This is a genomic window from Methanofollis sp. W23, assembly GCF_017875325.1.
In the GTDB taxonomy this organism is placed as follows: Archaea; Halobacteriota; Methanomicrobia; order Methanomicrobiales; family Methanofollaceae; genus Methanofollis.
The window spans coordinates 2,663,022-2,688,743 of the sequence record NZ_JAGGMN010000001.1 but is presented as its reverse complement, the minus strand read 5'-3'; the positions used below and the strand labels follow the sequence as shown (position 1 = coordinate 2,688,743).

The window sequence follows — 25,722 nt, the reverse complement described above, 5'->3', positions numbered from 1 at the left end:
TGTAATGGTGCTCCATGTCCTTGCCATCGCCGGCAGTCCGCGCCGGCATGGCAACTCTGAGACTCTCCTCGACTGGGTGACCGCCGCCATGCAGGCCGAAGGAAAGGGCGGGATCGAGGTCGAGAAGGTTCCCCTCAACAAAGTGACAGTCGGACCGTGCCGGGGGTGCAATGCCTGCGAGCGGTTGAACCGGTGCGTGCAGCGCGACGACCTTGACTGGCTCGGGCAAAAACTCCTGGACGCCGACTGTGTCATTCTTGCCGCCCCGATCTACTGTATGGGCATCTGCGCCCAGGCCAAGGCGCTCATCGACCGGGCGCAGGTCTTTCGGTCGCGCAAATATGTCCTCCACCTGCCAGTCGTCCCGCCCGAGCGGAAGGGCAAACGGCTCGGGGTCTTTCTCTCGACGGCAGGGCAGACCTGGGAGCATGTCTTCGATGCAGCGGTGCCAAGCGTGAAATGTTTTTATCATGTGATGGAGATCAGGGACGTCGATATCTCGTACCTGATGGTAAAGGGGGTCGACCATGCCGGCGAGGTGAAGGAACACCCGACGGCCGCAGCCGAGGCGTCGGCGTTGGGAGTGACCCTGGTCAGGGAACTGAGGGAGCGGTTCGGCGATGACTGTTAAGGTGCTCGGGATCTCGGGGAGTCCGCACAGGCACGGGAACACCGAGACCCTCCTTGACGCCTTTCTGGGAGGTGCCGACGAGGCGGGCGGCGAGGTCGAGAAGGTGGTGCTCAGGGAACTGAGGTACTCGGCCTGCCGCGGGTGCAATGCCTGCCATACCCATGGGATCTGTGTGGTCAGGGACGACCTTACCGGGCTCTTCAAGAAGATCCTCGCCGCCGATGTCCTGGCCCTCGCCTCCCCGATCTACTCGATGGGGATCACCGCCGACCTGAAGGGGCTCATCGACCGGGCGCAGTTTCTCTGGGCACGTAAGTTCGTGATCAGGGATCTCTACTACTCAGACGAACATATACGGGCGCACAAGGGTGTCTTCATCTCGACGGCCGGGCAGAGCTGGGACCATGTCTTTGACTCGGCCTATCCGATGGTGACGGCGTTCTTCCATGGGACGGGGTTTGAGTATTATGACAATGTCATCGCAAACAACATGGACGAGTTTGGAGGGATCCATGGGCACCCGACCGCACTGGCCGAGGCAAAAGAGAAAGGAAGGGAGGTGATCGAGGAGGTGACCGCCATCCAGACTACAGGAAAGTCAGTGCGGCGATGACCGCCCCAAACGAGGCGACGAAGAGGACGGCAAAGATCCCTTTGTCCCAGTCCAACACTTTTTTCCCGTCGAGCACGCTCACCGGGAGCATGTTGAAGGCGGCAAGCATGGCGTTGATCTGAACGCCCATCATCCCGAGGATCATGACCCAGGGGGAAAGGCTCGCCCCCACAAAGTAGATGCCGGCAAAGATGGCGCAGAGCACGAGGTTGGTCGCAGGCCCGGCGGCCGAGATGACACCGTTCTCCCGTCTGGTCGTGGCGCCGTAGACCATGGTGGCGCCAGGCGCAGCGAAGACGACGCCGACAAGGGCGGCGAGGAGCACCGCCATCAGGAGCATGATGTTGTCTTTCCTGAACTCGGCCCAGTAGCCGAAGTGCATCGCGGCGAACTTGTGGGCGAGCTCGTGGAAGACAAAACCGATCCCGACGGTGAGGAGGGAGAAGACAAAGATGATCAGGAGCCACACCAGATCGACAGAGTCCCGGAGGTAGAGAAAGGTGAAGGCGACGGCGATCGCCGCCCAGGCCACGAGCAGGTCCCGCCGTTCGCGCCGCGGGATTCTCTCAAGCATGTAAATAAAGTGCACCTTCTGGAGGTTTATCCTTGTGGGTCGGCACCGTTTTGTAGCGGGAGGGTAGAGGTAGAGGCATGACGATCGAGGAGGTCAGACGGGAGATCGACCGGATCGACGCCGGGATCATCGATCTCATCGCGGCGCGGCAGGCGGCGGCGGTGAGAATGGCCCACGAGAAGTACCTGGCCGGGGCGGCAGTGCGGGACGAGGCACGGCGGGAGGCGCTGCTGGAAGGGATCTTTGAGACGGCGGTGGAGAAGCAGGTCGACCCGGTGCAGGTGCGCCGGATCTTTGAGATCTTGATCGAGATGAGCGAGGAACGGCAGCGCGAATGGAGCGGGGAAGGGAATTTGCCGTGAAGAGTGGCCATTACCCGGCCCTGTAGAAACTCTTTGGACAGTTATCTCTGCGGGGGGCGTGCCGCCCCCGGCCAAAGAGGGGGGAAGGCGATTGAGTCACCCTTGCACCGAGAGGAAGTGAGGGTTTACCATGAAAATGATCCCGACATTCAATTATGGAGTTATGGATGAGAATTCGAAGATACATATTTTTTTCATAACTGATATGCGGAGAATAAAGCCGTCCTCAGAACGATCCGAATCTCTGCCCTCCCCGCCCTATCTTCATCCCAGGGGTCCGGGGGCAGCGCCCCCGGCAGGAGCGTGTGGGAGGCGTGATGATCAGAACGTGCCGCCCTCGTCGCGACTCTTCATCGCAATCTCACACCGGGGGGCGAGTGCCCCCCGGACCCCCCACAGCGAGGATAGGCAGGGGCGGCAATGACGTGATGATCCTATGTGGTGTCCTGCTCTGAAGGGGGGCACAGGCCCACACACCCTGGGGGCCCACGGTCATGTGCAATCGTGTATGCATGAGCCAGTGGTTCATGCCTGATTCTACAGAGCTAATTTCTCGTCATTTGATCACTCTACTTCAATACAGAAGAAGCAGCGGAGATCTTGTTCCATCGCCGCACCCACCTATCTTCGTCGTGGGGGGTCCGGGAGGTGCAACCCCCGGCGAGAGATTCAAGGAGAGATTCTGCGATAGGGACGGCACATCTGATCATCACCCCGTCCCACACATCGGTGCCAGGGGCGCGGCTCCCCAAGGCCCCGGGATGGCGATAGGAAGGGAGAGGCATCTTTGATAATTCTGAAAAGAGGATTACCGTCCTCCTCCCTATCCCCTGCGTGGGGACGGGGGGGACAGCCAGTCCCCCGGGGAGTCTTCTCCCGGCAGGAGAACACAAAGAAAGAAACCGGATCCTATCGACGACCCTCTTTTTTTGATCTGTCCCTGGTGCCGTAAAGATAGGAGGCGGAGGTGATCCCGCCGAGGGCACGTGCTTTGATCTCTTTTTTGAGGGGAGCGAGGTCGGCACGGCGGGACCAGTCGGCGGCAAGCGCCTCGCGATAGATCCCGGTCATCTCCCCTGCATAGGCTGGGCCGCGCCACCGTGCGTCGATGATGAAGGTCACCACCCCTGCACTGGCAAGGTCAGGGAGGTAGTCGAGGAGACAGGTCTCGACGGGGTTGCCGATCGCAGTCCGGCATGCGCCGGCGTTCCTGAGCGGGAAGACCATGCCTCGTTCGTCCTTGAGGCCCCAGGCCTTCCCACCGCACCCTGCCGGGCATCCAAGAGCAGTGGCCGGCGGGCAGTCCTCGGTGACCGCCGCCTCGACGGTCCCCTGCACGAGGAGGCCCAGGGCCGGCGAACCGGTCGGGCGGCGGGCGGCGAGATCACGGACCTCGTCGCCTGAGAGTTCTGGCGAGAGGGTGAGGAGGGCGAAGTCGGCATAGGCCTCGACGGCGACGTGGTTCCAGATGTTCAGCCCGATACCCCCGTAGAGGGGCATCTCGGGCACGATCAGGCGCACGGCGTCGGCGCACCCGTGCCCCTCGACCATCACCCCGGCGATCCCGGCGGCATGGACGGCAGGGAGCAAGGGGAGGGCGCGGTTCAGGAAGGCGCGGGTGACGATCCGAGGCCATTTCCAGACCACAGGGTGGTCGGCGGCGGCCCTAACCGCCTCCTCAAAGGTCTCAAGGCGGCATGCCGGCAGCGTTGGTTCAAAGCAGATCAGGTCGGCACCGGCGTCGGCGGCCGCGGCCACCCCCTCAAGGGTGTCGGTTATCACCGCAAGGGCGGGGCGCACTGTCGGGGCGGGAGTGACGTTTGTCTCCAGGTCAGGGAGGAGGGCGGCAAGGCGCTCGTAGGCGGCCTCGACCGTTCCGGCAGGCGGGCGGGCGGCATAGACGAGGGCCGACTCGGCGGCGGCGAGCATGTCCCGCCTGAGGGTGTTGAGGTAGGAGGCAGGGGCGAAGAGGCCGCCGGGGTACTGGAGGTCGAGGCGGCCAATGAAGAACTGGGTGCCGCCGGTCCTGACCAGATGCTCCCTGATCCTGTCGGCACTGAGCGGCCTGGTCCTGGCCAGGCCCATCGGTTCGTCGGCGCGAACATGGAACGCGACGCATTCCCCGCGGGGTGGGGTGCAGATCCCGGCTACCACCGGGGTACCATCCGCCTCCCAGGTAACGGTGGCGTCAACCCTGAGGCGTTGCCGCCCGGCACGGACGATTTCGGTGGCCTGCGCTTCCAGGGCGGACCGGCGGGTGACCGCGATCTCGGCACCGAGAGGGGCAGGGCGCGGGAGCCTGAGCCTGAGGGTGCCATCCCGCACCCGCGGTGTCCCATGCACTACGAGTCCGAACTCTCCGCCAGGCCACCTCACCGCGAGCCCGTCGCCACTTTGGGGGACGAGGTCGCTTTCGGCAAGAGCGACAGTCGCCTCCATCCGCGGGCTCGAGAAAGCAGTGACCGTGCCGAGGGCCACCCCGCGGTTGTCAGGGCGCTCTGGCCCGATCACCCCGCGGTGCCGCTCGCCGCAGAGATAGCCCTGAGTAAACCCGCGGGTGAAGGCGAGAGCAAGGTCGCGCTCTGCCGCAGCAGGGTCGGGGAGGGATCGGCCCGCGGCCAGGGAGTCGAGGGCACGCCGGTAGACCGAGACGACGGTGGCCACATAGGCCGGGGTCTTCATCCGCCCCTCGATCTTGAGCGAGGCGACTGGCGCACGGACGACCTCCTCAAGGGCCGGGTACAGGCAGATGTCGCGCGTGGAGAGACGGTACCTGTCAGGGAGCCTGACTGGCCTGAGCCCGACCGGGCGGCCATAGGTGTCCAGGTCGCCCCTCAGCAGGGTGTAGGCTTTGCGGCACGGCTGGGCGCAGGCGCCCCTGTTCCCGCTCCGTCCACCGATCACCGATGAGAGGAGGCACTGGCCAGAATAGGCATAACAGAGGGCACCGTGGAGGAAGACCTCCAGGCCGATCCCGGTCTCCTCGACCGCGGCCCGCATCCCTTCCACCTCGTGGAGCGGGAGTTCACGGGCCAGGACGACCCGCTCGATCCCGTGCGCTGCCGCCCAGCGCACCCCCTCCTCGCTGGTGATGGTCATCTGCGTCGAGGCATGGAGAGGGAGGTCGGGGACGAGTGTCCTCGCAAGTCTGAGGAGCCCGACGTCCTGGACCAGGACGGCGTCGACCCCTATCTCGTACAGGAAGAGGAGATACCTCACCGCCGCCTGGAGTTCGGCGTCGTGAAGAAGGGTGTTGACGGTCACATAGACCCGCACGCCGCGGGCATGGGCATAGGCCACCGCCTCCTCGATGGCGGCATCGTCGAAGTTGGCAGCGTACCGGCGCGCCGAGAAATGTGTCCCGCCGAGGTACACTGCATCGGCTCCGGCCGCGACCGCGGCACAAAGGGCCTCCCATGAGCCGGCAGGGGCAAGAAGTTCGGGCATCGCTTTGGGTTTCGTGTGCATAGATGGGGGAGACGGAGATAAATCCCTTTCAGAGGGGGCATCTATCCTCTGCACCTCGGAAGGTGCGGGCCCCCCGTTGGGATCCCAGAAGGGGGAGATCGCAGACAGATGAAAGATGGCCTGAAACTACACTCTAGCCAGGCTATGGAGAGAGTCTCTCTAAACTGGTGAGTCCAAGGGTCTTCTCAAATTCCTTCCAGTCGTGACTCGAAAATTGTGCCCTGCAGATCTCCCCGTCACCTTGAGGTGTGAGCATGACTCAACCCCCTCCCCCGATGCTTGTACAGGGATGAAGAGAGGTCAGGAAGACGGAATCAAGGCTTTGTAGAGACCCTCATAGATCCTGTCAGAGTAGCCTTCTGATCACGTGCCTCCCTCCTCTTCATGCCGGAGGTCGCACCTCCATACCCCTGGATAAGGACAGGACCAGGAAGACAGAGGGCCGATCATTCTGAAATGAGGTTCCCGTAATTTTGGCTGTGTAGAAATTCCCTAGAAGGTAATTTCTGCGAGGGACTGGCCGTCCCCACGTCGCCCGTCAAATGATAGGTCGAGAAAGGTAACGCACCCGTCATGGTCATCTGTTCTGCCTTCACGACTCAATCTTGATCCCGGTGGGCCGGGCGGCACTCGCCCCCGGCCGAAGAAAGGAGAAGGCTGGTGACACGCATTCTCCCCACCAAATAGGTGAGGGTTTCTACAGGGCCCGATTTCTCCGTTCAAATATCCCTGTCATCTGAACTTCATTACGCCATTTCATAGCCATTTATCGGAGACAGACCCATATAGAACAGGATACCATGACCGACATAGACACCTACGTACGCCAACTGGCCCAGACGCGCAAAGACCTGGAGGGCTTCGATCCCGATGCCTGGAATGCCTTCTCCTCCTTGGTCAAGACCACCTCAAAGAGAGGGGCGCTCCCTGAAAAGGTCAAGGAGATCATCATGGTCGCCCTCGGCGTCGCCGACCACTGCCAGTTCTGCATCGGCGTCCACACGAAGAAAGCCATCGAGGCCGGGGCGACGCGCCAGGAGATCATGGAAGGTGCCATGATGGCCATCCCGATGGGCGGCGGACCGTCGATGGCTTTTATGCGCCATGTGATCGACGCCTGCGATGAATATGGAGCCAGGTAATCGGTCGCCGAATTTGGAGAAAGGGGAAAGGAATAGATATTCTGGCTATGTAGAATCAGGCATGAACCTTGGGTTCAAACCAAGCATACCGAATGAAAATTCCTTTGGGTCTCCTGGTCGTGCACTGATCTGTGTTCCTCCTTCTGAGTAATACACAAGACAGGAATCACCGGATGCTCCCCGATCCTCGTCGTGGGAGGACTGGGAGCAGAGCCCCCAGTGCGAGACGAGGATGAAGGTTCTACGGTGGGGGCGGCACACCTGATCATCACGCCTTCCAAAATCCCGGTGCCGGGGGCGCCCAGACCCACGGGCACCACGACGGGGGCAGGAAGGCAGAATAGATGACCATGATGAGTGTGTCGCGGCACGACCCCCACCAGAGAATTTCATCCAGAGCGTTTCTACACAGCCGATTCCATCCCTTTGAAACGTTTCATACCTCTTATCACGGATGAAGGCGAGAAAGATAGATGATAGCATGACCGACATTGCCACATATCTCAAAGAGGTCCAGCAGACCAACGCCGAGATCGCCGAGTTCGACCCTGAGGTCTGGGACACCTTCCTCCCGATGGTCAGGAGTATCTCGAAAGAAGGGGCGATCCCGGCAAAGTACAAAGAGATCATGATGATCGCCCTCGCTGTCGCCGATCACTGTCCCTTCTGCATCGCGATGCACACCAAGATCGCCATCAAGGCCGGGGCGACGCGCCAGGAGATCATGGAAGGCGCCCTCACCGCAATCCCGATGGGAGGCGGGCCTGCGATGGCATATATGCGCTATGTGATCGATGCCTGCGACGAGTTCGAGGCACCATAAGACATTCTGACTCTTTAGAGATGCTCGGGATGGCCATCTCTGCAGGGGGCGTGCCGCCCCCCGAGCTCCCCGCGCGAGCGATTGGTGGCAGACGGCGCTCAACTCCTCATGGTCGTTGATGGTGCCTTCCCGGCCCTATCTTCATCCCAGGGGTCCAGAGGCAGCGTCCCAGGCGCGTTCATGGTGGGAGGTGGGCGAATCATACTCAAACCAGGAGAAGGTGAGGAGAATGGATGTCACTCACCTTCTCATAGTCTCTATCCGGGGCTCTATCGAAAATTAGACATTTTAAAAAACTTCACTCATTCCCGGTATGAGCGTGACTCACTCGCCTCCCCCCCCCTTCGTGCGTGGGGGGAGTCCCTGGAAGGAGTCGAGACAATCCCTGATCTCAGATGGCCATCAAGAGAATATCTACAGAACCTATTTTTCTGGACACAATTTCTTCAGAACAGGGCAACATATCGAGACAAGGAGATCATTCCATTCACGCAGAGGCGATGCGCGTTTTCACCCCTTGAGGATCAGGCATATAACTGGTGAGTGTGTGATCCCTCTGTGTATGAAGATCGTTGTCTCGCTGGCGAGCCCGGCCGAGATCCCGAAGGCGGTGGCCCTGGGTGCGGACCTCATCGAGCTGCGGCTCGACCTCATGAGCGATGACCTTTCCTCGGTGATGGCAGGGACCGGGGGGCAGTGCACCCTCCCGATCATCGCCACCCTCAGGAGCAGAGAGGAAGGCGGCGCCTTCACCGGTGATGCAGAAGAATGGTTCTCGACCATCCAGCCTTTCCTGGACCTGGTGGACTATGTGGACGTGGAGCGGAAGTTCAGGAAGTTTGCCAGGATGATCCACTACCAGCCTCTCCAGGTCGTCGCCTCGGCGCATATCAAATACATGCCCTCACCAGATGATCTCAAGGCGATCGAGCGAGACCTGAGAGAATACGGCGATGTCCCCAAGATCGCCGTCACCCCGTCGTCACCCAGGGACCTCCTGGACTTCCTCGAATTCACCCTTGAAGCCGAGAGACCCCTGGTGACGACGGTGATGGGCGAGGAGTTCAGGTATGCCAGGACCTTCCTCCCCTTCTTCGGGTCAGAATGGGTCTACTGCCATATCGGCACGCCGACAGCGAAGGGGCAGTACGACATCAGGGAACTCGAACACCTCCAGGAGTTGCTCACCTATCGGTGACGTCACCGGGACGATATGAATTTCAGGCCTTGTAGAAACCCTCACTCATTCCTGGAAGTCATCCCCAAACTCTCCAGTCCCCCCCTCCTTCTCAGAAGAGAGCACTGAATGTGGTGGAGAGATCCTCCCTCTCTTCATTGCCCAACGATGGCTTGCTTCATGCCTTCCAACTTCACCGTGCCGGGGGCGAGTGCCCCCCGGACCCCCAAGATGAAGAGAGAGTCGGGAAAGCATATTCAAATCTATGAAGAGGGATTGTCATCCACGACCTATCGTGATGCGGGAGGTCCAGGGGGCGGACAAGCCCCCTGGTAGAGGATGGAGTTTAGAAATTCAGGAACGACACAAATTCAGTTCAAGATCATTTTCAACCACAGTGAGTGTTGAGATATGTTCCTGGTATGAGTGTGACCCATTCGCCTTCCTCCATGCTCTCGCCGGGGGCTCTCTCGAAGATCAAAGATCCTCTCGAACTCATTGTCGTTCGTTTCCCCCAGACCCCAAGGATGGCGATGGGGACTGGAAGGCACATCCGACGTTCTTGACAAAGATTATGCGATCTCCGACTAATCGTGTGGCGGGGTCCAAGGGCAGAGCCCCCGGCACGAAGAGGGGGAAAACCACGCGATCAGAAGGTTGCTCGGACAGGATCTAAGGGATTTCTACAGAACCGAATTTCACGACGATCGGCTCTGTAGAAACCCTCACCCTTTCCTTTATGGTGCACGCGTGACTCAACCACCTTCCCCCATCACAACGCGCCGGGGGCGCCGCGCCGCCCCCGGATCCCTTGGGATAAAGATTGAGCCGAAAGAGCATATTCAAACTCATTGAAGAGAGAGTGCCGTCCACGACCTATCGTGGCGCGGGGGGTGTGGGGGGTTGGCCAGCCCCCCGGCAAAGAGAGGCATCACGATGATTTCAGTTCCCCAGAATCTTCAGAAATGATATGAAGGAAACAATAGCGTTTTATGAATGATCGGGACTCACTATTCTCGCTTCCATCTTCATCCCAAAGGTCTGGGGACTCTGCCCCCAGAACGGTGGTGCGGGAGGGTACTCCACTCAGAACAGCCACTTTCATCACAGAGTCGTTCCTGTTGTCTCCGCCAGGGATGAAGATAGAGAGATCACCATGATGAGAGGGGTGCCGTCCACCGACCGCCTTCGTGCAGGGTGGGGTCAAGGGTGAAACCTCCGCGACGGCGATAGGATCACGAACAGCAGAGGATGAACCCACCCCTGCGATCCCTTCGCCAGTCACGGAGGTACCGTCTCCCCCTCGCCACCCAACACCATTAAATACCGTCACGATCCACCATGGTGCCAATGTGTGGTGGATGTTTTTTCGCCAGTGAATGTTTTTACCTTCACGAGTGTTGACCGTCGTCCACATACCGACTTTTCTCTGACCGTTTCACCTGGAGCGGTCGCGCCGTACGGCGTCTATTTTAGGTATTTTTATCGCTTTTAAACTCAGCAGAATCATTTGATCCTGCTGAGGGGTGTTTCTATGAGAGGAAAACAGATTAGGATGGAACGTATTATGGATCGTAACACCGGACGGACGATCATCGTCCCGATGGACCACGGTGTTACGGCCGGGCCCATGAACGGGCTCATCGATATGGGACGGACCGTCGACTGCATTGCGGAAGGGGGGGCCAACGCCGTGCTTGGCCACCTGGGGCTTGCGCTGTACGGTCACCGCCGGTGGGGGCGGGACATCGGGCTCATCCTCCACCTCTCGGCCTCGACCACGCTCGGGCCCGACCCGAACGAGAAGGTGCTCGTCAACACCGTCACCAACGCCCTGAAGATGGGCGCCGACGCCGTCTCGGTCCATGTGAATATCGGGGCCGGGTCGGAGGCCAGGATGCTCGAAGACCTCGGGAAGGTCGCGGTCGAGTGCATGGAATGGGGGATGCCGCTCCTTGCCATGATGTACCCCAGAGGGCCGTCGATCGAGGACGAACGCGGGGTGGAGGCCGTCGCCCTCGCCGCGAGGGCTGGGGCCGAACTGGGCGCCGATCTGATCAAGACGGTGTACACCGGCGACCCCGACACCTTCAGGGAGGTGACGCGGGGGTGCCCGGTGCCGGTGGTCGTGGCCGGCGGGTCGAAGACCGGCGAGGCGGCGACCCTCGCCATGATCGAAGGTGCCATAGAGGGCGGGGCCGCCGGGATCTCGATCGGGCGCAATGTCTTCGGCCACCCGCACCCGGCCCAGTTCCTGAGGGCGGCGGCCGCGGTCGTCCACCAGGGACGGAGTGCCGAGGAAGCAATGGAGATGATGGAATTATGATTGGAAAAGCGATACGACTCGAACGTATCATGGACCGCAACACCGGAAGGACCGTCATCGTCCCGATGGACCACGGGTTCACCCTCGGCCAGATCGAGGGGCTGCGCCGGATGCCCGAGACCGTCGCTGCGGTCAGCGACGGCGGGGCGAATGCGATCGTCATGCACAAGGGAATGGTCAGGGCAGGTCACCGCGGCCACGGTAGGGACATCGGGCTCGTCGTCCATCTTTCGGCCTCCACCTCGCTCAACCCCGACCCAGACGACAAGGTGCTCGTCTGCACCGTCGAGGAAGCCGTCTCCCTGGGGGCGGACGCCGTCTCGGTCCACATCAACCTGGGGGCCCCGCACGAGTCGAGGATGATCGAGGCCGCGGGCGAAGTCTCCCGCGAGTGCGCCAGATGGGGCATGCCGCTCCTCGCGATGGTCTACCCACGGGGCGTCGGCATCGACCCCAGGGACCCCGCCGCCGTAGGCCACTGCGTCAGGGTGGCCGAAGAACTCGGGGCCGACCTGGTCAAGACCACCTACACCGGCGACCCGGCGACCTTCGTGGAGATCACCGCGGCGAGTTCGATCCCGGTCCTCATTGCCGGCGGGGAGAAGGCCGGTGACCTCGCCACCCTCCAGGCGATCCACGACGCCATCGACGCCGGGGCGTCAGGGGTCTGTATCGGGCGCAACGCCTTCCAGCGCGACGACCCGAAGGCCTTTGTCCGCGCCATCTGCCAGGTCGTCCACTCGCGCCTCGACCCTGCAGCCGCCCTGGAGGAGCGATGACCCATTTCTGGGTGGACGTCCGTCCCTGGCGGACCGACCTGGCCACCGCGGCGATCGAAGCCGGGGCCGGAGCCCTTGTCGTCGAGGCCGCCGAAGACGCCCGCGCCCTCGGACGGGTGACCACCGTCGCCCCTGACGGCGACCTGGTGCCGGGAACCGACGTCCTCTTCGTCGAGGTGACGCCAGATACCCCGCCCCTCCCGGTCGCTGGCGAGACGCTTCTCGTCGTCTCCACCCCTGACTGGACGGTGATCCCGCTGGAGAACCTGGTCGCGGTCTCAGACCAGATCATCGCCGTGGTCCATACTGCCGAGGAGGCCGCCCTCGCCCTCGGCATCCTGGAGAAGGGAGTTGCTGGGGTGCTCCTCAGCACCGACGACGCAACCGAGGTCGGGCGGGTGGCCGCCGCCGTCGCCGCAAGGACGCCGGCCCTCGCCCTCGAAGAATTCACCGTCACAGGGGTCCGCCAGATCGGGATGGGCGACCGCACCTGCATCGACACCTGCTCGCTCCTGGCCGAGGGGCAGGGGATGCTCGTCGGCAACACCTCCTCCGCCTTCTTCCTGGTCCTGGCCGAGACGGCCGAGAACCCCTACGTCTCCCCCAGGCCCTTCAGGGTGAATGCCGGGGCGGTCCATGCCTACCTCCTCGGGCCAGACGGGAGGACCGCGTACCTTTCCGAGGTACGGGCCGGCGATGGCGTGCTCGTCGCCGACGGCGAGGGGGTTACCGAAGAGGCGGCGGTCGGCAGGGTGAAGACCGAGCGCCGGCCTCTCCTCCTGGTGGAGGCGAAGACCGCGGCCGACAGACCGGCCGGGATCGTCCTCCAGAACGCCGAGACTGTCCGCCTCCTCGGCCCTGACGGTCCGGTCTCGGTCGCCGCCCTCCGGGAAGGCGACGTGGTCCTCGGCCTCTCGATGACCGCCGGACGCCACTTTGGGATGGCGGTCGGGGAGACGATCACGGAGACCTGAGGATGCGTCTCGGGATCATCGGCGGAACCGGCGGGATGGGCACTTTCTTTGCCAGGGTCTTTCGGGAGGCCGGGTGGGAGGTGCTCATCTCAGGCCCGGCGACCGCCCTCACCAATATCGACCTCGCCCGGACCGCAGACGTGGTGATGGTCTCGGTCCCGATCAAAAAGACCATGGCGGTCATCGAGGAGATCGCTCCCCACCTCAGGGACGACCAGGTCCTCTGCGACCTCACCTCGCTCAAGGCGGCGCCGGTGGCGGCGATGCTCAGGACCAGGGCCGCCGTCCTCGGGCTCCACCCGATGTTCGGCCCCACCACCCCCACCCTTGCCGGCCAGACGGTCGTCGCCTGCCCGGCGAGGATCAATCCTGACCAGGCCGACCTGCTCCTCGACGCCCTCAAGGCCGGCGGGGCCAGGGTCATCGAGATGGACCCGGCGGCGCACGACCAACTGATGGCCGTCGTCCAGGGATTGACTCACTACACCACCCTCACCCTTGCCGGGACGATGCGGAGACTCGGTGTCGACCTCGACACCCTCCTGGCCGTGACCAGTCCGGTGTACAGGACCGAGATGGCCCTGGTCGGCCGTCTCCTCGGGCAGGATCCCGCGCTCTACGCCGCCATCCTCCAGGAGAACCCGGCTATGCCGGCGGCCCTCGACGCCTTCAGGGAAGCCGCGGCAGAGGCCGAACGCGCGGTGCGGGACGGCGAGAAGGAGTTTGTCGACCTCTTTGCCAGGGACGCGGCGTTCTTCTCGGCATATATCGAGGAAGCGACCGAAGAATCGGAGGCGCTGGTGCAATGTCTCGCCACACGCTGATCCTCGCCGCCCTGGGCCCGGCCGGCACCATCTCCCATGCCCTGGCCGCCCGCCTCGCCAACGAGGTCCGGCTCCTCCCGACCATAGGAGCGGTCTTTGAGCATGTCGCCGCCGGAAAGGGCGACGGGCTCGTACCCCTGGAGAACAGCGAGGCCGGCGGGGTCGGGCCGTCCCTCGACGCCCTCCTCACCCACCAGGTCTTCATCACCGCCGAGATCTGCGTCCAGGTCAGGTTCCACCTCGCCGCAGCGGTCGGCATGGACGCGGTCACGGCCGTCTATGCCCACCCGCAGGCCCACGAGCAGTCCTCGCGCCTGGTCGAGCGTCTCGACGTCCCGGTCGTCCACACCTCCTCCAATGCGGCGAGTGCGGAGGAGGCCGCCCGTGTCGGGGGTGGGGCGGCGGCCCTCACCACCGCCCTGGCCGCGGAGCGGTGCGGGCTCTCGCTCATCGCCCGCGACGTCCAGGACGCTCCCGACAACACCACCAGGTTCGTGCAGATCTCAAAGGCCCCCTATACCGGGGAAGAGGCGACAAAATGTTCGCTCCTCCTCGACCCCATGACCGACCGCGCCGGCCTCCTCGCCGACCTCCTGACCGTCTTCGCTCGCCGGGAGATCAACCTCACCAGGATCGAGTCGCGCCCGGCACGACGGGGACTTGGGCGGTATGTCTTTTTCATCGACGGCGAGGCCGGACCAGAGTGGGGCCGGGCCGTCGCCGAACTCAAGAACCTCGTAGAGGTGAAGGAGTTCGGGTGCTACCCGCACCTGGAGGTGAGCGGATGGAGATGACGCTGACCCGCCGGCGCGGGGTCGACCTCGACATCGCCGCCCCGCCCTCGAAAAGCCTCACCCACCGGGCCCTGGCCGTCGCCGCCCTTGCAGACGGGGAGTCAGAGATCGTCAGGCCCCTCGACGCCGGGGACATCGCCCGCACCCGCGCCGGGCTTGAAACCCTGGGGATCCGGGTCGCCGGGGACGCCGATGTCCTCATGGTGCAGGGGTGTGCCGGCCGCTTACCCCTCGACGCCCCGACTGTCATCGACGCAGGGGATTCAGGGACAAGCCTCAGGTTCCTGACCGGGCTTGCCACCCTTGCCGGGCACCGGGTCACGCTCACCGGAAGCGCCAGGATGCAGGAGCGCCCGGTGGGGCCGCTGGGCAAAGCGGTGGCGGGTCTGGGCGGCGAGGTCAGGTATGCGGGCCGCCCCGGTTTCCCGCCCGTCACGGTCCGTGGGCCGGTGCGGGGCGGGAGCGTGTCGATGCCAGGCGACGTCTCAAGCCAGTTCATCTCGGCCCTCTTCATCGCCGCCCCATGCTGGGCCGACGGGCTTGCCCTCACCCTCACGACACCCCCGGTCTCCGCGAGCTATCTCGACCTCACCACCGGGGTGATGGCCGCCTTCGGCGTGGAAGTGCGCCAGGAAGGGGACACCTTCCTGGTCAAGCCTGGCCGGTATCGTCCGACGTGCTACGTGGTCGAGGGCGACTGGTCCTCGGCCTCGACCTTCTTTGCGATCGGGGCGGTCTGCGGCGGGGGGGTGCGGGTCGACCACCTCGACCCGGGCTCGGCGCAGGGCGACCGCCGGTTCCTCGACGCCCTCGCGGCGATGGGATGCCGCGTCCGGGCCGACGCGACCGGCGTGGTCCTGGAGTCAGACGGCGTCCTCGAAGGGGCCGAGATCAAGATGGCGACCTCGCCCGACACCGTCCAGAACCTCGCGGCCGTCGCCGCCTTTGCCCGCGGCCCGACCACCATCACCGGGACTGCCCATCTCAGGTACAAGGAGAGTGACCGGGTGGCGGCGATCGCACGGGTGCTCCGCGGCTTCGGCGCGGGAGTCGAGGTCGGGGAGGACCAGATCACCATCTCGCCCGGATCCCGCCGCGGCCATCTCGTGGTGGACCCGGTCCACGACCACCGGACGGCGATGAGCGCCGCCGTCCTCGGGCTCGGGAGCGGCGAGGTGACGGTGCAGGAGGCCGAGTGCGTGGCCAAGTCCTTCCCTGGGTTCTGGGAGGCGTTGCAGGAGGGAGGTCTGGTATGAAGGTCGTCCTCATCGGCTACCGCGGCACCGGAAAGTCGACGGTCGGCCGCATCCTGGCCGACCGCCTCGGCCTTCCCTTCTATGACACCGACGCCATGGTCGAGGCACGGGCCGGCAGGTCCATCCCGGCGATCTTCGCCGACGAGGGGGAAGAAGAGTTCAGGGCCCTGGAACGTGCGGTCGTCGCGGGCCTCACCGATGTCGACGGGGTCGTCGCCACCGGCGGCGGGGCCGTGCTCGACCAGGCCAATGTCGCCGCACTCCGACGGGGCGGACGGGTCGTCCTCCTTGAAGCAGACGCGGAGACGATCGCGGAGAGGACAAAAGGTTCTGACCGCCCGCCTCTCACCGCCCTCCCGCCTGCCGACGAGGTGGCGGCCCTCCTGGCCCGGCGGCGGCCACACTACTGCGCCGCCGCAGACTTCGCCCTCTCCACCGCAGGCCTGACCCCGGCGGAGACCGCCGACGCCGTCCTCGGCCTCCTGAAGGGGCGCGAACGCGATCCACAGGTGATGGACGGCTTCCGCCTCCCGCCCGAAGAGGCCGAACGCCTCCACTCCCTCAGACCGGCGACCGGGCTCTACGGGATCGCTGGTCACCCCTGCCTTCACAGCAGGAGCCCTGAACTCTACACCGCCCTCTTTGCGACCTACGGCATCGACGCCGCGTACACCTTCTTCGACCACCCTGAGTTCGGGGAGATCCTCAGGGCGGCCAGAGCCCTCGGTGTGCAAGGACTCTCGGTCACGGTCCCGCACAAGGCGGCGGCCCTGGCCGCGGCCGACGAGGTCGACCCGCATGCGCAGGCGATCGGAGCGGCAAACACCCTGGTCTTCTGCGGCGATCAGATCAGGGCGACAAACACCGACTGGACCGGGGTCCGCCGTCCTCTCGAAGGCGCAGGCGCCGGGACGGCCGTCGTCCTCGGGGCCGGGGGCGCGGCGGCGGGCGCGGTCTATGCCCTCCTCGACCTGGGATGCGAGGTGACGGTCCTGGCCCGCAACCTCCGACAGGCCGAGGGCCTGGCCGGGCGGTTCAGGTGCCGGGCCGGGGAGATCAGGGACTTCGCCGGGATGACCCCTCCCGACGTCGTCGTCCATGCCACCCCGGTCGGGATGGGCACCGACCCGCGTACGCTTCTCTCCGCCACCGACCTCGACCCGGCGACGACGGTCTTCGACCTGGTCTACACTCCGCAGGAGACCCCGCTCCTCAGGGCCGCCGCCGCCCGCGGGTGCCGCACCATCCCAGGGACCGAGATGTTTGTCTACCAGGCGTGTGAACAGTTCCTTCATATGACCGGGATACAGGTCAGGCCCGAGACAGTGCGGGAGGTGCTCGGGCTATGAACACCTTCGGGCAGTGGTTCAGGGTCACGACCTTCGGGGAGAGTCATGGCCCGGCGGTCGGGGCGGTCCTCGACGGCGTCCCGCCGGGCCTCCCACTCTCCGAGGCCGACATCCAGCCCATGCTCGACCGCCGCCGGCCGGGCGGCCCGCTCGCTTCCCCACGCAAGGAGGCAGACGCCGTCGAGATCCTTTCAGGCGTCTTCGAGGGGCGGACGACCGGCACGCCGGTCGCCCTCCTTATCAGGAACCGCGACGTCAGGAGCGGCGACTACGACGCACTCCGCGAGGTCTTCAGGCCGGGGCATGCCGACTACACCTATCTCCAGAAGTACGGGCTACGCGACCACCGGGGCGGCGGCCGGAGTTCTGGGCGGGAGACCGCCGCACGGGTCGCCGCCGGGGCAGTGGCCGCGAAGTTCCTCATGACGCACGGCATCGACGTGGCCGGGCGTGTCGGCGAGGTGCACGGCGAACGCGACCCCGGCGCGATGGAGGAGGAGGTGCGGATCGCGGCCGAAGCCGGCGACTCGGTCGGCGGGATCGTCGAGGTGACCGCCGAGAACGTCCCTCCTGGCCTGGGCTCACCAACCTTCGGGAAACTGGACGCCGCCATCGCCGCCGCGATGATGGGGATCGGGGCGGTGAAAGGCGTCGAGATCGGGGAGGGGTTTGCCGCCGCTCGCCTCCTGGGAAGCGAGAACAACGACTCCATGGACGCCTCCGGGTTTCTCTCCAACCATGCCGGCGGCGTCCTCGGCGGGATCTCGACCGGGCAGGAGATCAGGGTCCGCCTCGCCGTCAAGCCCACGCCGTCCATCGCCAGGCCGCAGCAGACCCTCGACCTCCACGGCACCGAGGTCGAGGTCTCGATCACCGGGCGTCACGACCCCTGCATCGCCTTCCGCCTGGTTCCGGTGGCCGAGGCGATGCTCGCCCTCGTCCTCGCCGACGCCCTCCTGGCGCAGAGGGCAGTGAGGAGTGGTGAGGAGTGAAGAGCAGATCAAGCAATGTGACCCTATAGAGATCCTCACCAGTTCCTGTTAGAAGTGTGCCGCACCCGCCTTCTCACCCCTTCGGCCGGGGGCGCGGCGTCCCCGGATCCCCGAGATGGAGATTGAGCCGGGAAAGCATATTCGAAACCTTTGAAGAGGGGGCTGCCGTCCTCGACCTGTCGTGTCGCGGGGGGTTCGGGGGGCGGCAAGCCCCCTGCAGAGATAACAGTCCGGGGGGTTGCTACAGAGCGAAAAATTCGGCTTTGACTTTGTAGAGATCCTCACCTCTTTTAGGTGCAAGGGTGACGCAACCACCCCCCCCACACCATCACGCCGGGGGCTCCCTCGAAAATCGAAAATTCCCTCAAACTCCTTCCAGTCGCATCTCCTGGATCCCCGGGATGAAGATAGGCATGGGAAGGCATTCTCAATGACCCTGAAGAGGAGATTGCCATCCACTGCCTATCTTCTGCACGGAAGTTTGGAGGAGTGACCGCCCTCATCACAGAATCTTCCCCATCCTCCCACAACAAGGGCAGACGGGGCGCAGGCGGCCATTCGATGATCTTCCCACCAGGGGTCGTGCTCAGAAAGAGGCACACAGATCAGTGCACGACCCAGAGACCCACGGCCATGTTCAATCACGTGTGCGTGAACAAGGGGTTCATGCCTGATCCTACAAAGCCGAGAATTTCTCCAGCGCCAAAAAAAGAGAGTCTAATTACCCATGCCGGGGCACAAACGCACCCTGCACCAGGTCTGTGCCAAACTCAGGAGAGATAGTGCCTTCTTTTGCATACCGGTAGAGCACTGCGACAAAGATCCCCTGGAGAGCGGCATAGACGACGCCGAGCACCACGGTGACGACAAACCCGAGACCAAGCAGGGCAAGTGCTGCGGCACCGAGGTCCACCGCCAGGGCGACCACGCCGACGACGATGAGGAGGATGCCCGGCACCATGATCAGCCCGAGACCAAACCCGCCGACGACGTTCTCGCCCCAGGTCCGCTTGAAAAGGCGCCAGGACTCGCCGATCGCGTCGACGACCCCCATCTTCTCGAAGACCATCACCGGGACGACGAAGAAAGTCGCAAGGTTCCAGGCCGCACCGACAAGGGCGACGGCAAGCTGTCCGAGCCCTTCTGATTTTTCTGAGACCAGGTTGAGGACGAGACCCACGGTCGCCGCCACAAGGGCCCAGGAGAGGAGGTGACCGAAGTTGGCGGTGGCGGCCCGGAGACCGTCGGCAACCGTCGGGTCACCGCCGCGGAGCCTGATGTCGGCGCAGGCGATGAGGGCGGTGTTGAAGTAGATGACGACGGCGTAACTGACGAGGTAGAAGAGGAAAAGGAGCATGATCCCGCCATACTCCCCGAGAGTGCCCTCAGCCATGAACCCGGTGAAAATGAGGGGGAGCGCAAAGGAGGCGGCGAGGATCAGAGTGACGATTCCTGAGAGGATGGGGAAGAGCATCATCTCCTTGTCCTTTCTCAGGACCGAAAGCGACGCCTTCGCCAGCGTAATACTGCGGCTAATGGTTCCTGCCATTCCAGATTATGAAACCTGACAAAATTTAAGATCTCTCTGGGCGTGAAAAAAAGGCGGGCCACCTGCCATGACCCCGCACCAGGACAGAGGCGAGTGCGGCAATGAGGCGGTGTTTCCCTCTGGTGTCTTGCTCAGAAGGGGGAGCAGAGACCCACTCACTCCAGAGAACTCCAATAAGTTTCATCCCATATGCCCGAGCCCCAGGGTTCATGCCTGATTCTACAAAGTCCTCGGAATAATTTTCCCCTGGCACGTCGGGGCGCGCATCTGTTCCATGAACAGTTCTTGAGAATTCGGTCAGACCTCCTCCCCCTCGATCGGACACCGCCCGATATATTCCAGACTAAATTTGTAAAAATGCGTGTAGCCACAATTGTGGCACCGCGTCGTGAACTGGTTGCACCCGACGATCAGGTCATGCAGCCCCTCGACCCCGCAGTTCTTGCAGAGGGCTGTCGGCGTCAGGTGCCAGACCTCATAGCAGCTGATTGGAGTATATGCCCCCTCGGCCCCCACTTCCTCCACCCTCGGGAGAAAGATCCTGGTGGCTCCACAGTGGTCGCACACCACCTGAGCCTGTGACGAAACCGCCTTGATCACCTGGTCCGCCTCTTCATGGCAGCGATAACAGACTGTCCGGTGTGTAGTGAAGATAAACCGCTCGCCCATGCCCTCTCATCATAGAGGATGCATATAAAGGTTCTTCATGCCCCGACCAGGCCGACACTACATTCTGCGTTTTTGATGCAAAATATACCGATATTTAATGAGAAATATCTAAAAAGTGAATTGATTGAGAATTTGAATAAATGAGAAGACATAATAAGGAGTTCATTGAATTGATCAAAAGCAACAATTGATCATTACAAAGAATGGAGGGTATAGAAAAAATGACTACAGGAAATCCAAAAAAAGTCGAAGACATCCTGGAACAAGCCCTGAACGGCGATTACTCCGTCCGGGTGAATGAAGACCAGGTCACTGACGAGTTCAAACCCCTGGCCAGGATGGTCAACAAGGTTGTCAGGATCATGGGGGAACGCGAGGAAGAGAGAAAAGAACTCGAAAAACTGAAAAAAAGGTCAGAAGCATTCTTAAAATACAACCCCCAGGCCATCGCCGTCCTTGCCGGTGACAAACACCGTCTTGACCTCAACAAGGAATACGAACGGGCCTGGCACGGCACCTATGACGAACTGATGGCCAAGAAACTGTACGACTTCGACATCAAGACCAGCGGCGACGACTTCTACGCCTCATACCAGACCAAGAAACTCGCCATCTCAGACATGGAAGTCTCCTGGGAAGACGGGACCACCTCATATCTCCGCCTCTTCCAGGTCCCCATCCTTGACGACGACGGTGAGATCGACGTCAACTACTACATCTACCAGGACCTCACCGAGCAGAAAAAAGAACTCAAGAAAGTCAAGGCCCTTCAGAAGCGGGCGGACGCCTTTGTCAACCAGAACCCCCTGGCCATCGCCGTCCTTGCCGGTGACAAGCACCGTCTTGACCTCAACAAGGAGTACGAACGGGTCTGGCACGGCACCTATGACGAATTGATGGCCAAGAAGTTGTACGACTTCGACATCAAGACCAGCGGCGACGACTTCTACGCCTCATACCAGACCAAGAAACTCGCCGTCTCAGACATGGAAGTCTCCTGGGAAGACGGGACCACCTCGTACCTCCGCCTCTTCCAGGTTCCCATCCTTGACGACGACGGCGAGATCGACGTCAACTACTACATCTACCAGGACCTCACCGAACAGACCAAGAAACTCAAGGAGGTCGAACTTCTCCAGAAGAGGTCTGACGCCTTCATCAACCAGAACCCCCAGGCCATCGCCGTCCTCGCTGGCGACAAGCACCGCCTCGACCTCAACAAGAAATACGAAGAAGTCTGGCGCGGGTCCTATGACGAACTGATGGCCAAGAAGCTGTACGACTTCGACATCAAGACCAGCGGCGACGACTTCTATGCCTCATACCAGACCAAGAAACTTGCCGTCTCAGAGATGGAAGTCTCGTGGGAGGACCATACGAAGTCGTACCTCCGCCTTTACCAGCTCCCCATCCTCAATGACGACGGCGAGATCGACGTCAACTACTACATCTACCAGGACAACACCGACCTGATCCTGAACGAACTCAAGACCAAAGATCAGGCCCGTCGGCTTGCAGAGAGTGCAGAAGAACTCAAGTCCGCGATGGACGAGATGGCTGCGGGCGACCTCACCACCCTTGTCAACATCGGTGACGACGACCTCCTCAAAGACCTCAAACTCAATTACCGCCACTCCAGGGAGTCGATAAAAGAGGTGCTCAAGAAGATCACCGATCTTGGCAACAGGGTCGAGGCAAGCACCAAAGAGAGCGGGAGGAGTGCCGAAGATATCAGCAAGGCCGTCGAACAGGTCGCCACCAAGAGTCAGCAGACCGCCGAAGACGCGAAGAAACAACTCGAAAACCTTGAAGAAGTCGCACGCTCGATGGCTGACCTCTCCGCCTCGATCGAAGAGATCGCAAGCACCTCCCAGGAAGTCCTCAAAGGGACCGAGTCGGCGGTCGAGGCTGGCGACGAGGCAGAAGAGATCGGGCGTGAAGCGACCCAGAAGATGGGTGAAGTCGAAAGGATTACAAAGAAAGGTGTCGAGGAATTCTCAAGGCTGAAAGATGAGATGAACGAGATCTCCAAGATCGTCAAACTCATCAACGACATCTCCAACCAGACCAACCTCCTTGCGCTCAATGCCGCGATCGAGGCGGCACGGGCCGGCGAACATGGCCGTGGGTTTGCGGTCGTCGCAGGCGAGGTGCGGAATCTTGCCGGCGAGTCGAAGAACGCCACCAACCATATCGAAGAACTCATCGGGAGCATCCAGGCAAAGAGCGAACAGACCGCGCATGACCTTTCGGCCGCCTTCGACGAGATCACCGCCGGGATCACGAGCGTCAACAAGACCATCGATGCCATGAACCAGATCGTCTCGGCGTCCAAGGAGGCACACACCAGTGTCACCGAGATCGCACGGGCGACTGAAGATCAGGCCAACTCCACCAACAGCGTGATGGAGCGGATGGACTCGACGAACACGATGACCAGGGACACGATGTCCAGGATCGAGGACATGGCCGCCCTGGCAGAAGAGGTCTCGGCATCGGCAGAAGAGGTCGGAAGCGGGGCGATGGAGGTAGCAGACATGGCCGGCGAGATGAAGGAAAGCCTCGACCGGTTTAAACTGGAGTAAGGTGAAAGGAGTGGCACATATAGACATCGTTGAATTTGAAATTGCAGGAGAACGATACGCGCTCGACATTGCGCTTGCCAGGGAGATTGTGGAGATGGTCCCGATCACCCCGGTGCCGCGGTCACCCGCACATATCGCCGGGATCATCAACCTCCGCGGCGAGATCACGACGGTCATGAGACTCAGCTCCATCCTCAATATCCCTGATACGACTGTGGAGGAGCGGCAACAGAAGATCATCATCCTCGTCCCTGAAGCCGCCGGAGGGACCAATGTCGGGGTGATTGTCGACGATGTCCTCTCTGTGATGCAGGTCGCAGAGGAGGATATCGAACAGATGAACGACACCATCTCCAATGACGCCCATGTGAAGGGGATCATCAAGATCACCGAGAAGGCCCAGGAGAAGGAAGACGACGAAGAAGAGAAGAAAAATCTCATCATCTGGGTCGATATGGCCCGGATCCTCGGTGAGATGACAGGCGCTCTCGCCTGATTCTTTTTTTCTGTTCTAGGGGCCCAGGAGAGAACCCCATTAATCTTTCAGAGTACCCTTTTGATCACGTGTCTTCCCACAGCGGTCGCACCGGGGGCCGGAAAGTGCGAGCGACCGCGAGTCTGACAAAATCTGGATCTGTAGAATCGGGCATGAACCACTGGCTCACGCATACACGATTGCACATGATCGTGGGTCCCCAGGGGGTGTGGACCTGTGCCCCCCTTCAGAACAGGACACCATGGGGGGAACACCGCCTCATTGCCGCCCCACCCCTCTCCTCGTCGCGGGGGATCCGGGGGGCGGCACGCCCCCGCCGCGAGACGACAGGAAAGATCCTATGATAAGGGCGGCCGATCAGATCGACTTACCTTCCCCTATCAATCGCACCGGGGGCGCAGTTCTCCCGGACCCCCTGGAGCGCGATGAGGCCGGGAAGGCAGAATGGACGACCATGAAAAGTGGGTTGTAGCCCTCAACCCATCGTGTGGCGGCATGCCTCTCACAGAAGAGTTCAATCCAGGGGTTTTTTACAAAGCCCAAAAATCTGTCAGAGAAGCAGGTGTTCTCACGGAGCACATGAGGAATAAAGTGTTGCCCAAGAACGCACGAGACCAAAAAAGACGGTGCCCGGGATCCCGGGCATCTGCAGTATATCTTTTAGGGTGTTCACATCGGGGGCATGCCGCCCATGCCGCCCATGCCACCCATGCCGCCGCCGCCCATGGCCGCCATCTCCTCGGGTGAGGGGCCGGCAGACTTGGCAGAGGCGATGACGTCGTCGATCCTGAGGATCATCACCGCGGCCTCGGCGGCCGAGGAGATCGCCTGGGTCTTGACACGCAGGGGCTCGACAACGCCCAGAGCGAGCATGTCGTCGGCCTTGCCGGTGTAGACATCGAGACCTGCGGTCTTCTGGCCCTTCTCGTGGGCTGCACGGAGGTCGACCAGGGTGTCGATGGGGTCGAGGCCCGCGTTCTCGGCCAGAGTCCTCGGGATGATCTCAAGGGCGTTCGCAAAGGCCTCAATGGCGAGCTGCGCCCTGCCGCCGACGGTCGCCGCATACTCGCGGAGCCTGAGGGAGAGCTCGATCTCTGGGGAACCGCCGCCAACGACAAACTTCTTGTCGCGGATGGCAACCTCGACGACCCTGAGGGCGTCCTCGATCGCACGGTCGAGTTCGTCGACGACGTGCTCGGTGCCGCCCTTGATGATCATGGAGACCGCCTTCGGGTTCTTGCACTTCTCGACAAAGATCATGTCCTCGCCAGCCACTTTACGCTCCTCGACGATGCCCGCGTAGCCGAGTTCTTCGGGGGCGATGGCATCGATGGAAGAGACCAGGGATGCACCGGTCGCACGAGCGAGCTTCTCCATGTCTGACTTCTTGACACGGCGGACCGCAAAGACACCGGACTTGGCAAGGTAGTGCTGGGCGATGTCGTCGATACCCTTCTGGCAGAAGAGGACGTTCGCACCGGAGTTGACGATCTTGTCGACGATGTTCCTGATCATCCGCTCTTCCTCGTCCAGGAACATCTGGAGCTGGTCAGGGCTCGTGATATTGATCTCGGCGTCGACCTCGGTCTTCTTGAACTCGACTGCGGCGTTGAGCAGAAGGATCTTGGCTTCGTCGACCTTCTTTGGCATCGCCGGGTGGACACGCTCCTTGTCGATGAGCATGCCTTCGACGATCTCGGAGTCCTCGATGGACCCGCCGACTTTCTTCTCGACCTTGACGTAGTCGGTGTCGATGGTGCCGTCTTCGTCGGCGACCATGGTGACGGCCTTGACGACGAGGTCGCAGAGCTTCTCCTTCGCGGCCTCGGCACCCTTACCGGTCATGGCGGTGCCTGCAATCTTCTTGAGGGTCTCCTCGTCGCCGGTCTCGACATTGATCGCAAGATCGTTGAGGAGCTCAATAGCCTTCTCAGAGGCCTTGCGGTAGCCCTGGGCGATGACGGTGGGGTGGACGTCCTGCTCAAGGAGTTCCTCTGAACGCTTGAGAAGTTCGCCGGCCACGACAACTGCGGTGGTGGTGCCGTCGCCGACTTCGTCGTCCTGGGTCTTTGCGACCTCGACCATCATCTTGGCGGCCGGGTGTTCGATGTCCATCTCTTTGAGGATGGTCACACCGTCGTTGGTGATGACGACATCCCCGATCGTGTCGACGAGCATCTTGTCCATGCCACGGGGACCAAGGGTCGTCCGAACGGCGCTGGCCACGGCCTTTGCGGCGGAAATGTTGATGCTCTGAGCGTCCCTCCCGCGGGTGCGGGAGCTGCCTTCCTTCAGAACAAGGATCGGTTGTCCTCCCATTTGTTGCGACATTTCAAATC

21 protein-coding genes are annotated in these 25,722 nt (G+C 62.3%); 16 read left to right on the top strand and 5 right to left on the bottom strand.

Going from position 1 to position 25,722, the window contains the following annotated elements; translation table 11 throughout:
- Positions 1–4: 4 nt before the first annotated feature.
- Positions 5–631, top strand: coding sequence for a flavodoxin family protein (locus J2129_RS11670; protein ID WP_209631031.1), 627 nt, complete (start codon positions 5–7; stop codon positions 629–631).
- A complete protein-coding gene (locus J2129_RS11665; RefSeq protein ID WP_209631030.1) occupies positions 621–1,244 on the top strand; it encodes a flavodoxin family protein in 624 nt (207 codons plus the stop codon). Before J2129_RS11670 ends, J2129_RS11665 begins: the two co-directional genes overlap by 11 nt.
- Here the strand turns inward: J2129_RS11665 and J2129_RS11660 are convergent.
- Positions 1,219–1,818 carry a peptidase M50 gene (locus J2129_RS11660; protein ID WP_209631029.1) on the bottom strand — a complete coding sequence of 200 codons (600 nt, stop codon included), beginning with the start codon at positions 1,816–1,818 and terminating at the stop codon, positions 1,219–1,221. The genes J2129_RS11665 and J2129_RS11660 overlap by 26 nt on opposite strands.
- Positions 1,819–1,895: 77 nt before the next feature.
- Between J2129_RS11660 and J2129_RS11655 the strand changes: the two genes are divergently transcribed.
- The gene (locus J2129_RS11655) at positions 1,896–2,180 is read left to right on the top strand and encodes a chorismate mutase (RefSeq protein WP_209631028.1); all 285 of its coding nucleotides are present in this window, start codon (positions 1,896–1,898) and stop codon (positions 2,178–2,180) included.
- A gap of 909 nt (positions 2,181–3,089) precedes the next feature.
- Here the strand turns inward: J2129_RS11655 and J2129_RS11650 are convergent.
- A complete protein-coding gene (locus J2129_RS11650; protein WP_209631027.1) occupies positions 3,090–5,648 on the bottom strand; it encodes a U32 family peptidase in 2,559 nt (852 codons plus the stop codon).
- 800 nt (positions 5,649–6,448) lie between these two features.
- Between J2129_RS11650 and J2129_RS11645 the strand changes: the two genes are divergently transcribed.
- The 11 genes from J2129_RS11645 to aroC all read left to right on the top strand — a co-directional run bounded on the left by J2129_RS11645 (position 6,449) and on the right by aroC (position 18,084).
- Positions 6,449–6,790, top strand: coding sequence for a carboxymuconolactone decarboxylase family protein (locus J2129_RS11645; RefSeq protein WP_209631026.1), 342 nt, complete (start codon positions 6,449–6,451; stop codon positions 6,788–6,790).
- A 481-nt stretch (positions 6,791–7,271) separates the two neighbouring features.
- Complete coding sequence (locus tag J2129_RS11640; protein WP_209631025.1) at positions 7,272–7,613, top strand: carboxymuconolactone decarboxylase family protein; 342 nt, start codon at positions 7,272–7,274, stop codon at positions 7,611–7,613.
- Between the two features lie 562 nt (positions 7,614–8,175).
- Positions 8,176–8,811, top strand: a complete 636-nt coding sequence (locus tag J2129_RS11635) for a type I 3-dehydroquinate dehydratase (RefSeq protein WP_209631024.1) — start codon at positions 8,176–8,178, stop codon at positions 8,809–8,811.
- Between the two features lie 1,513 nt (positions 8,812–10,324).
- Complete coding sequence (locus J2129_RS11630; protein ID WP_209631023.1) at positions 10,325–11,116, top strand: 2-amino-3,7-dideoxy-D-threo-hept-6-ulosonate synthase; 792 nt, start codon at positions 10,325–10,327, stop codon at positions 11,114–11,116.
- Positions 11,113–11,895: a 2-amino-3,7-dideoxy-D-threo-hept-6-ulosonate synthase gene (locus J2129_RS11625; RefSeq protein ID WP_209631022.1), complete on the top strand. Its 783-nt coding sequence runs from the start codon at positions 11,113–11,115 to the stop codon at positions 11,893–11,895. Before J2129_RS11630 ends, J2129_RS11625 begins: the two co-directional genes overlap by 4 nt.
- Complete coding sequence (locus J2129_RS11620) at positions 11,892–12,869, top strand: 3-dehydroquinate synthase II (protein ID WP_209631021.1); 978 nt, start codon at positions 11,892–11,894, stop codon at positions 12,867–12,869. The genes J2129_RS11625 and J2129_RS11620 overlap by 4 nt, the downstream gene beginning before the upstream one ends.
- A gap of 2 nt (positions 12,870–12,871) precedes the next feature.
- Complete coding sequence (locus J2129_RS11615; RefSeq protein WP_209631020.1) at positions 12,872–13,693, top strand: prephenate dehydrogenase/arogenate dehydrogenase family protein; 822 nt, start codon at positions 12,872–12,874, stop codon at positions 13,691–13,693.
- Positions 13,675–14,487 (top strand): prephenate dehydratase domain-containing protein, encoded by an 813-nt coding sequence (locus J2129_RS11610; RefSeq protein ID WP_245320762.1) that lies wholly within the window; start codon positions 13,675–13,677, stop codon positions 14,485–14,487. The genes J2129_RS11615 and J2129_RS11610 overlap by 19 nt, the downstream gene beginning before the upstream one ends.
- Positions 14,478–15,743: a 3-phosphoshikimate 1-carboxyvinyltransferase gene (gene aroA / locus J2129_RS11605; protein WP_209631019.1), complete on the top strand. Its 1,266-nt coding sequence runs from the start codon at positions 14,478–14,480 to the stop codon at positions 15,741–15,743. The genes J2129_RS11610 and aroA overlap by 10 nt, the downstream gene beginning before the upstream one ends.
- Positions 15,740–17,092, top strand: coding sequence for a shikimate kinase (locus J2129_RS11600; RefSeq protein WP_209631018.1), 1,353 nt, complete (start codon positions 15,740–15,742; stop codon positions 17,090–17,092). Before aroA ends, J2129_RS11600 begins: the two co-directional genes overlap by 4 nt.
- Positions 17,089–18,084 carry a chorismate synthase gene (aroC, locus tag J2129_RS11595; RefSeq protein WP_209631017.1) on the top strand — a complete coding sequence of 332 codons (996 nt, stop codon included), beginning with the start codon at positions 17,089–17,091 and terminating at the stop codon, positions 18,082–18,084. Before J2129_RS11600 ends, aroC begins: the two co-directional genes overlap by 4 nt.
- 721 nt (positions 18,085–18,805) lie before the next feature.
- Here the strand turns inward: aroC and J2129_RS11590 are convergent.
- Together J2129_RS11590 and J2129_RS11585 are read right to left on the bottom strand one after the other, a co-directional pair.
- Positions 18,806–19,633 (bottom strand): DUF6159 family protein, encoded by an 828-nt coding sequence (locus J2129_RS11590; protein WP_209631016.1) that lies wholly within the window; start codon positions 19,631–19,633, stop codon positions 18,806–18,808.
- Between the two features lie 297 nt (positions 19,634–19,930).
- Positions 19,931–20,302: a hypothetical protein gene (locus J2129_RS11585; protein ID WP_209631015.1), complete on the bottom strand. Its 372-nt coding sequence runs from the start codon at positions 20,300–20,302 to the stop codon at positions 19,931–19,933.
- 221 nt (positions 20,303–20,523) lie between these two features.
- On the opposite strand from J2129_RS11585, the gene J2129_RS11580 reads away from it, so the two are divergent.
- Positions 20,524–22,887, top strand: coding sequence for a PAS domain-containing methyl-accepting chemotaxis protein (locus J2129_RS11580; protein WP_209631014.1), 2,364 nt, complete (start codon positions 20,524–20,526; stop codon positions 22,885–22,887).
- 10 nt (positions 22,888–22,897) lie between these two features.
- Positions 22,898–23,383 carry a chemotaxis protein CheW gene (locus J2129_RS11575; RefSeq protein WP_209631013.1) on the top strand — a complete coding sequence of 162 codons (486 nt, stop codon included), beginning with the start codon at positions 22,898–22,900 and terminating at the stop codon, positions 23,381–23,383.
- Between the two features lie 669 nt (positions 23,384–24,052).
- Here J2129_RS11575 and thsA read toward each other — a convergent pair.
- The gene (gene thsA, locus J2129_RS11570; protein WP_209631012.1) at positions 24,053–25,714 is read right to left on the bottom strand and encodes a thermosome subunit alpha; all 1,662 of its coding nucleotides are present in this window, start codon (positions 25,712–25,714) and stop codon (positions 24,053–24,055) included.
- Positions 25,715–25,722: the final 8 nt, after the last annotated feature.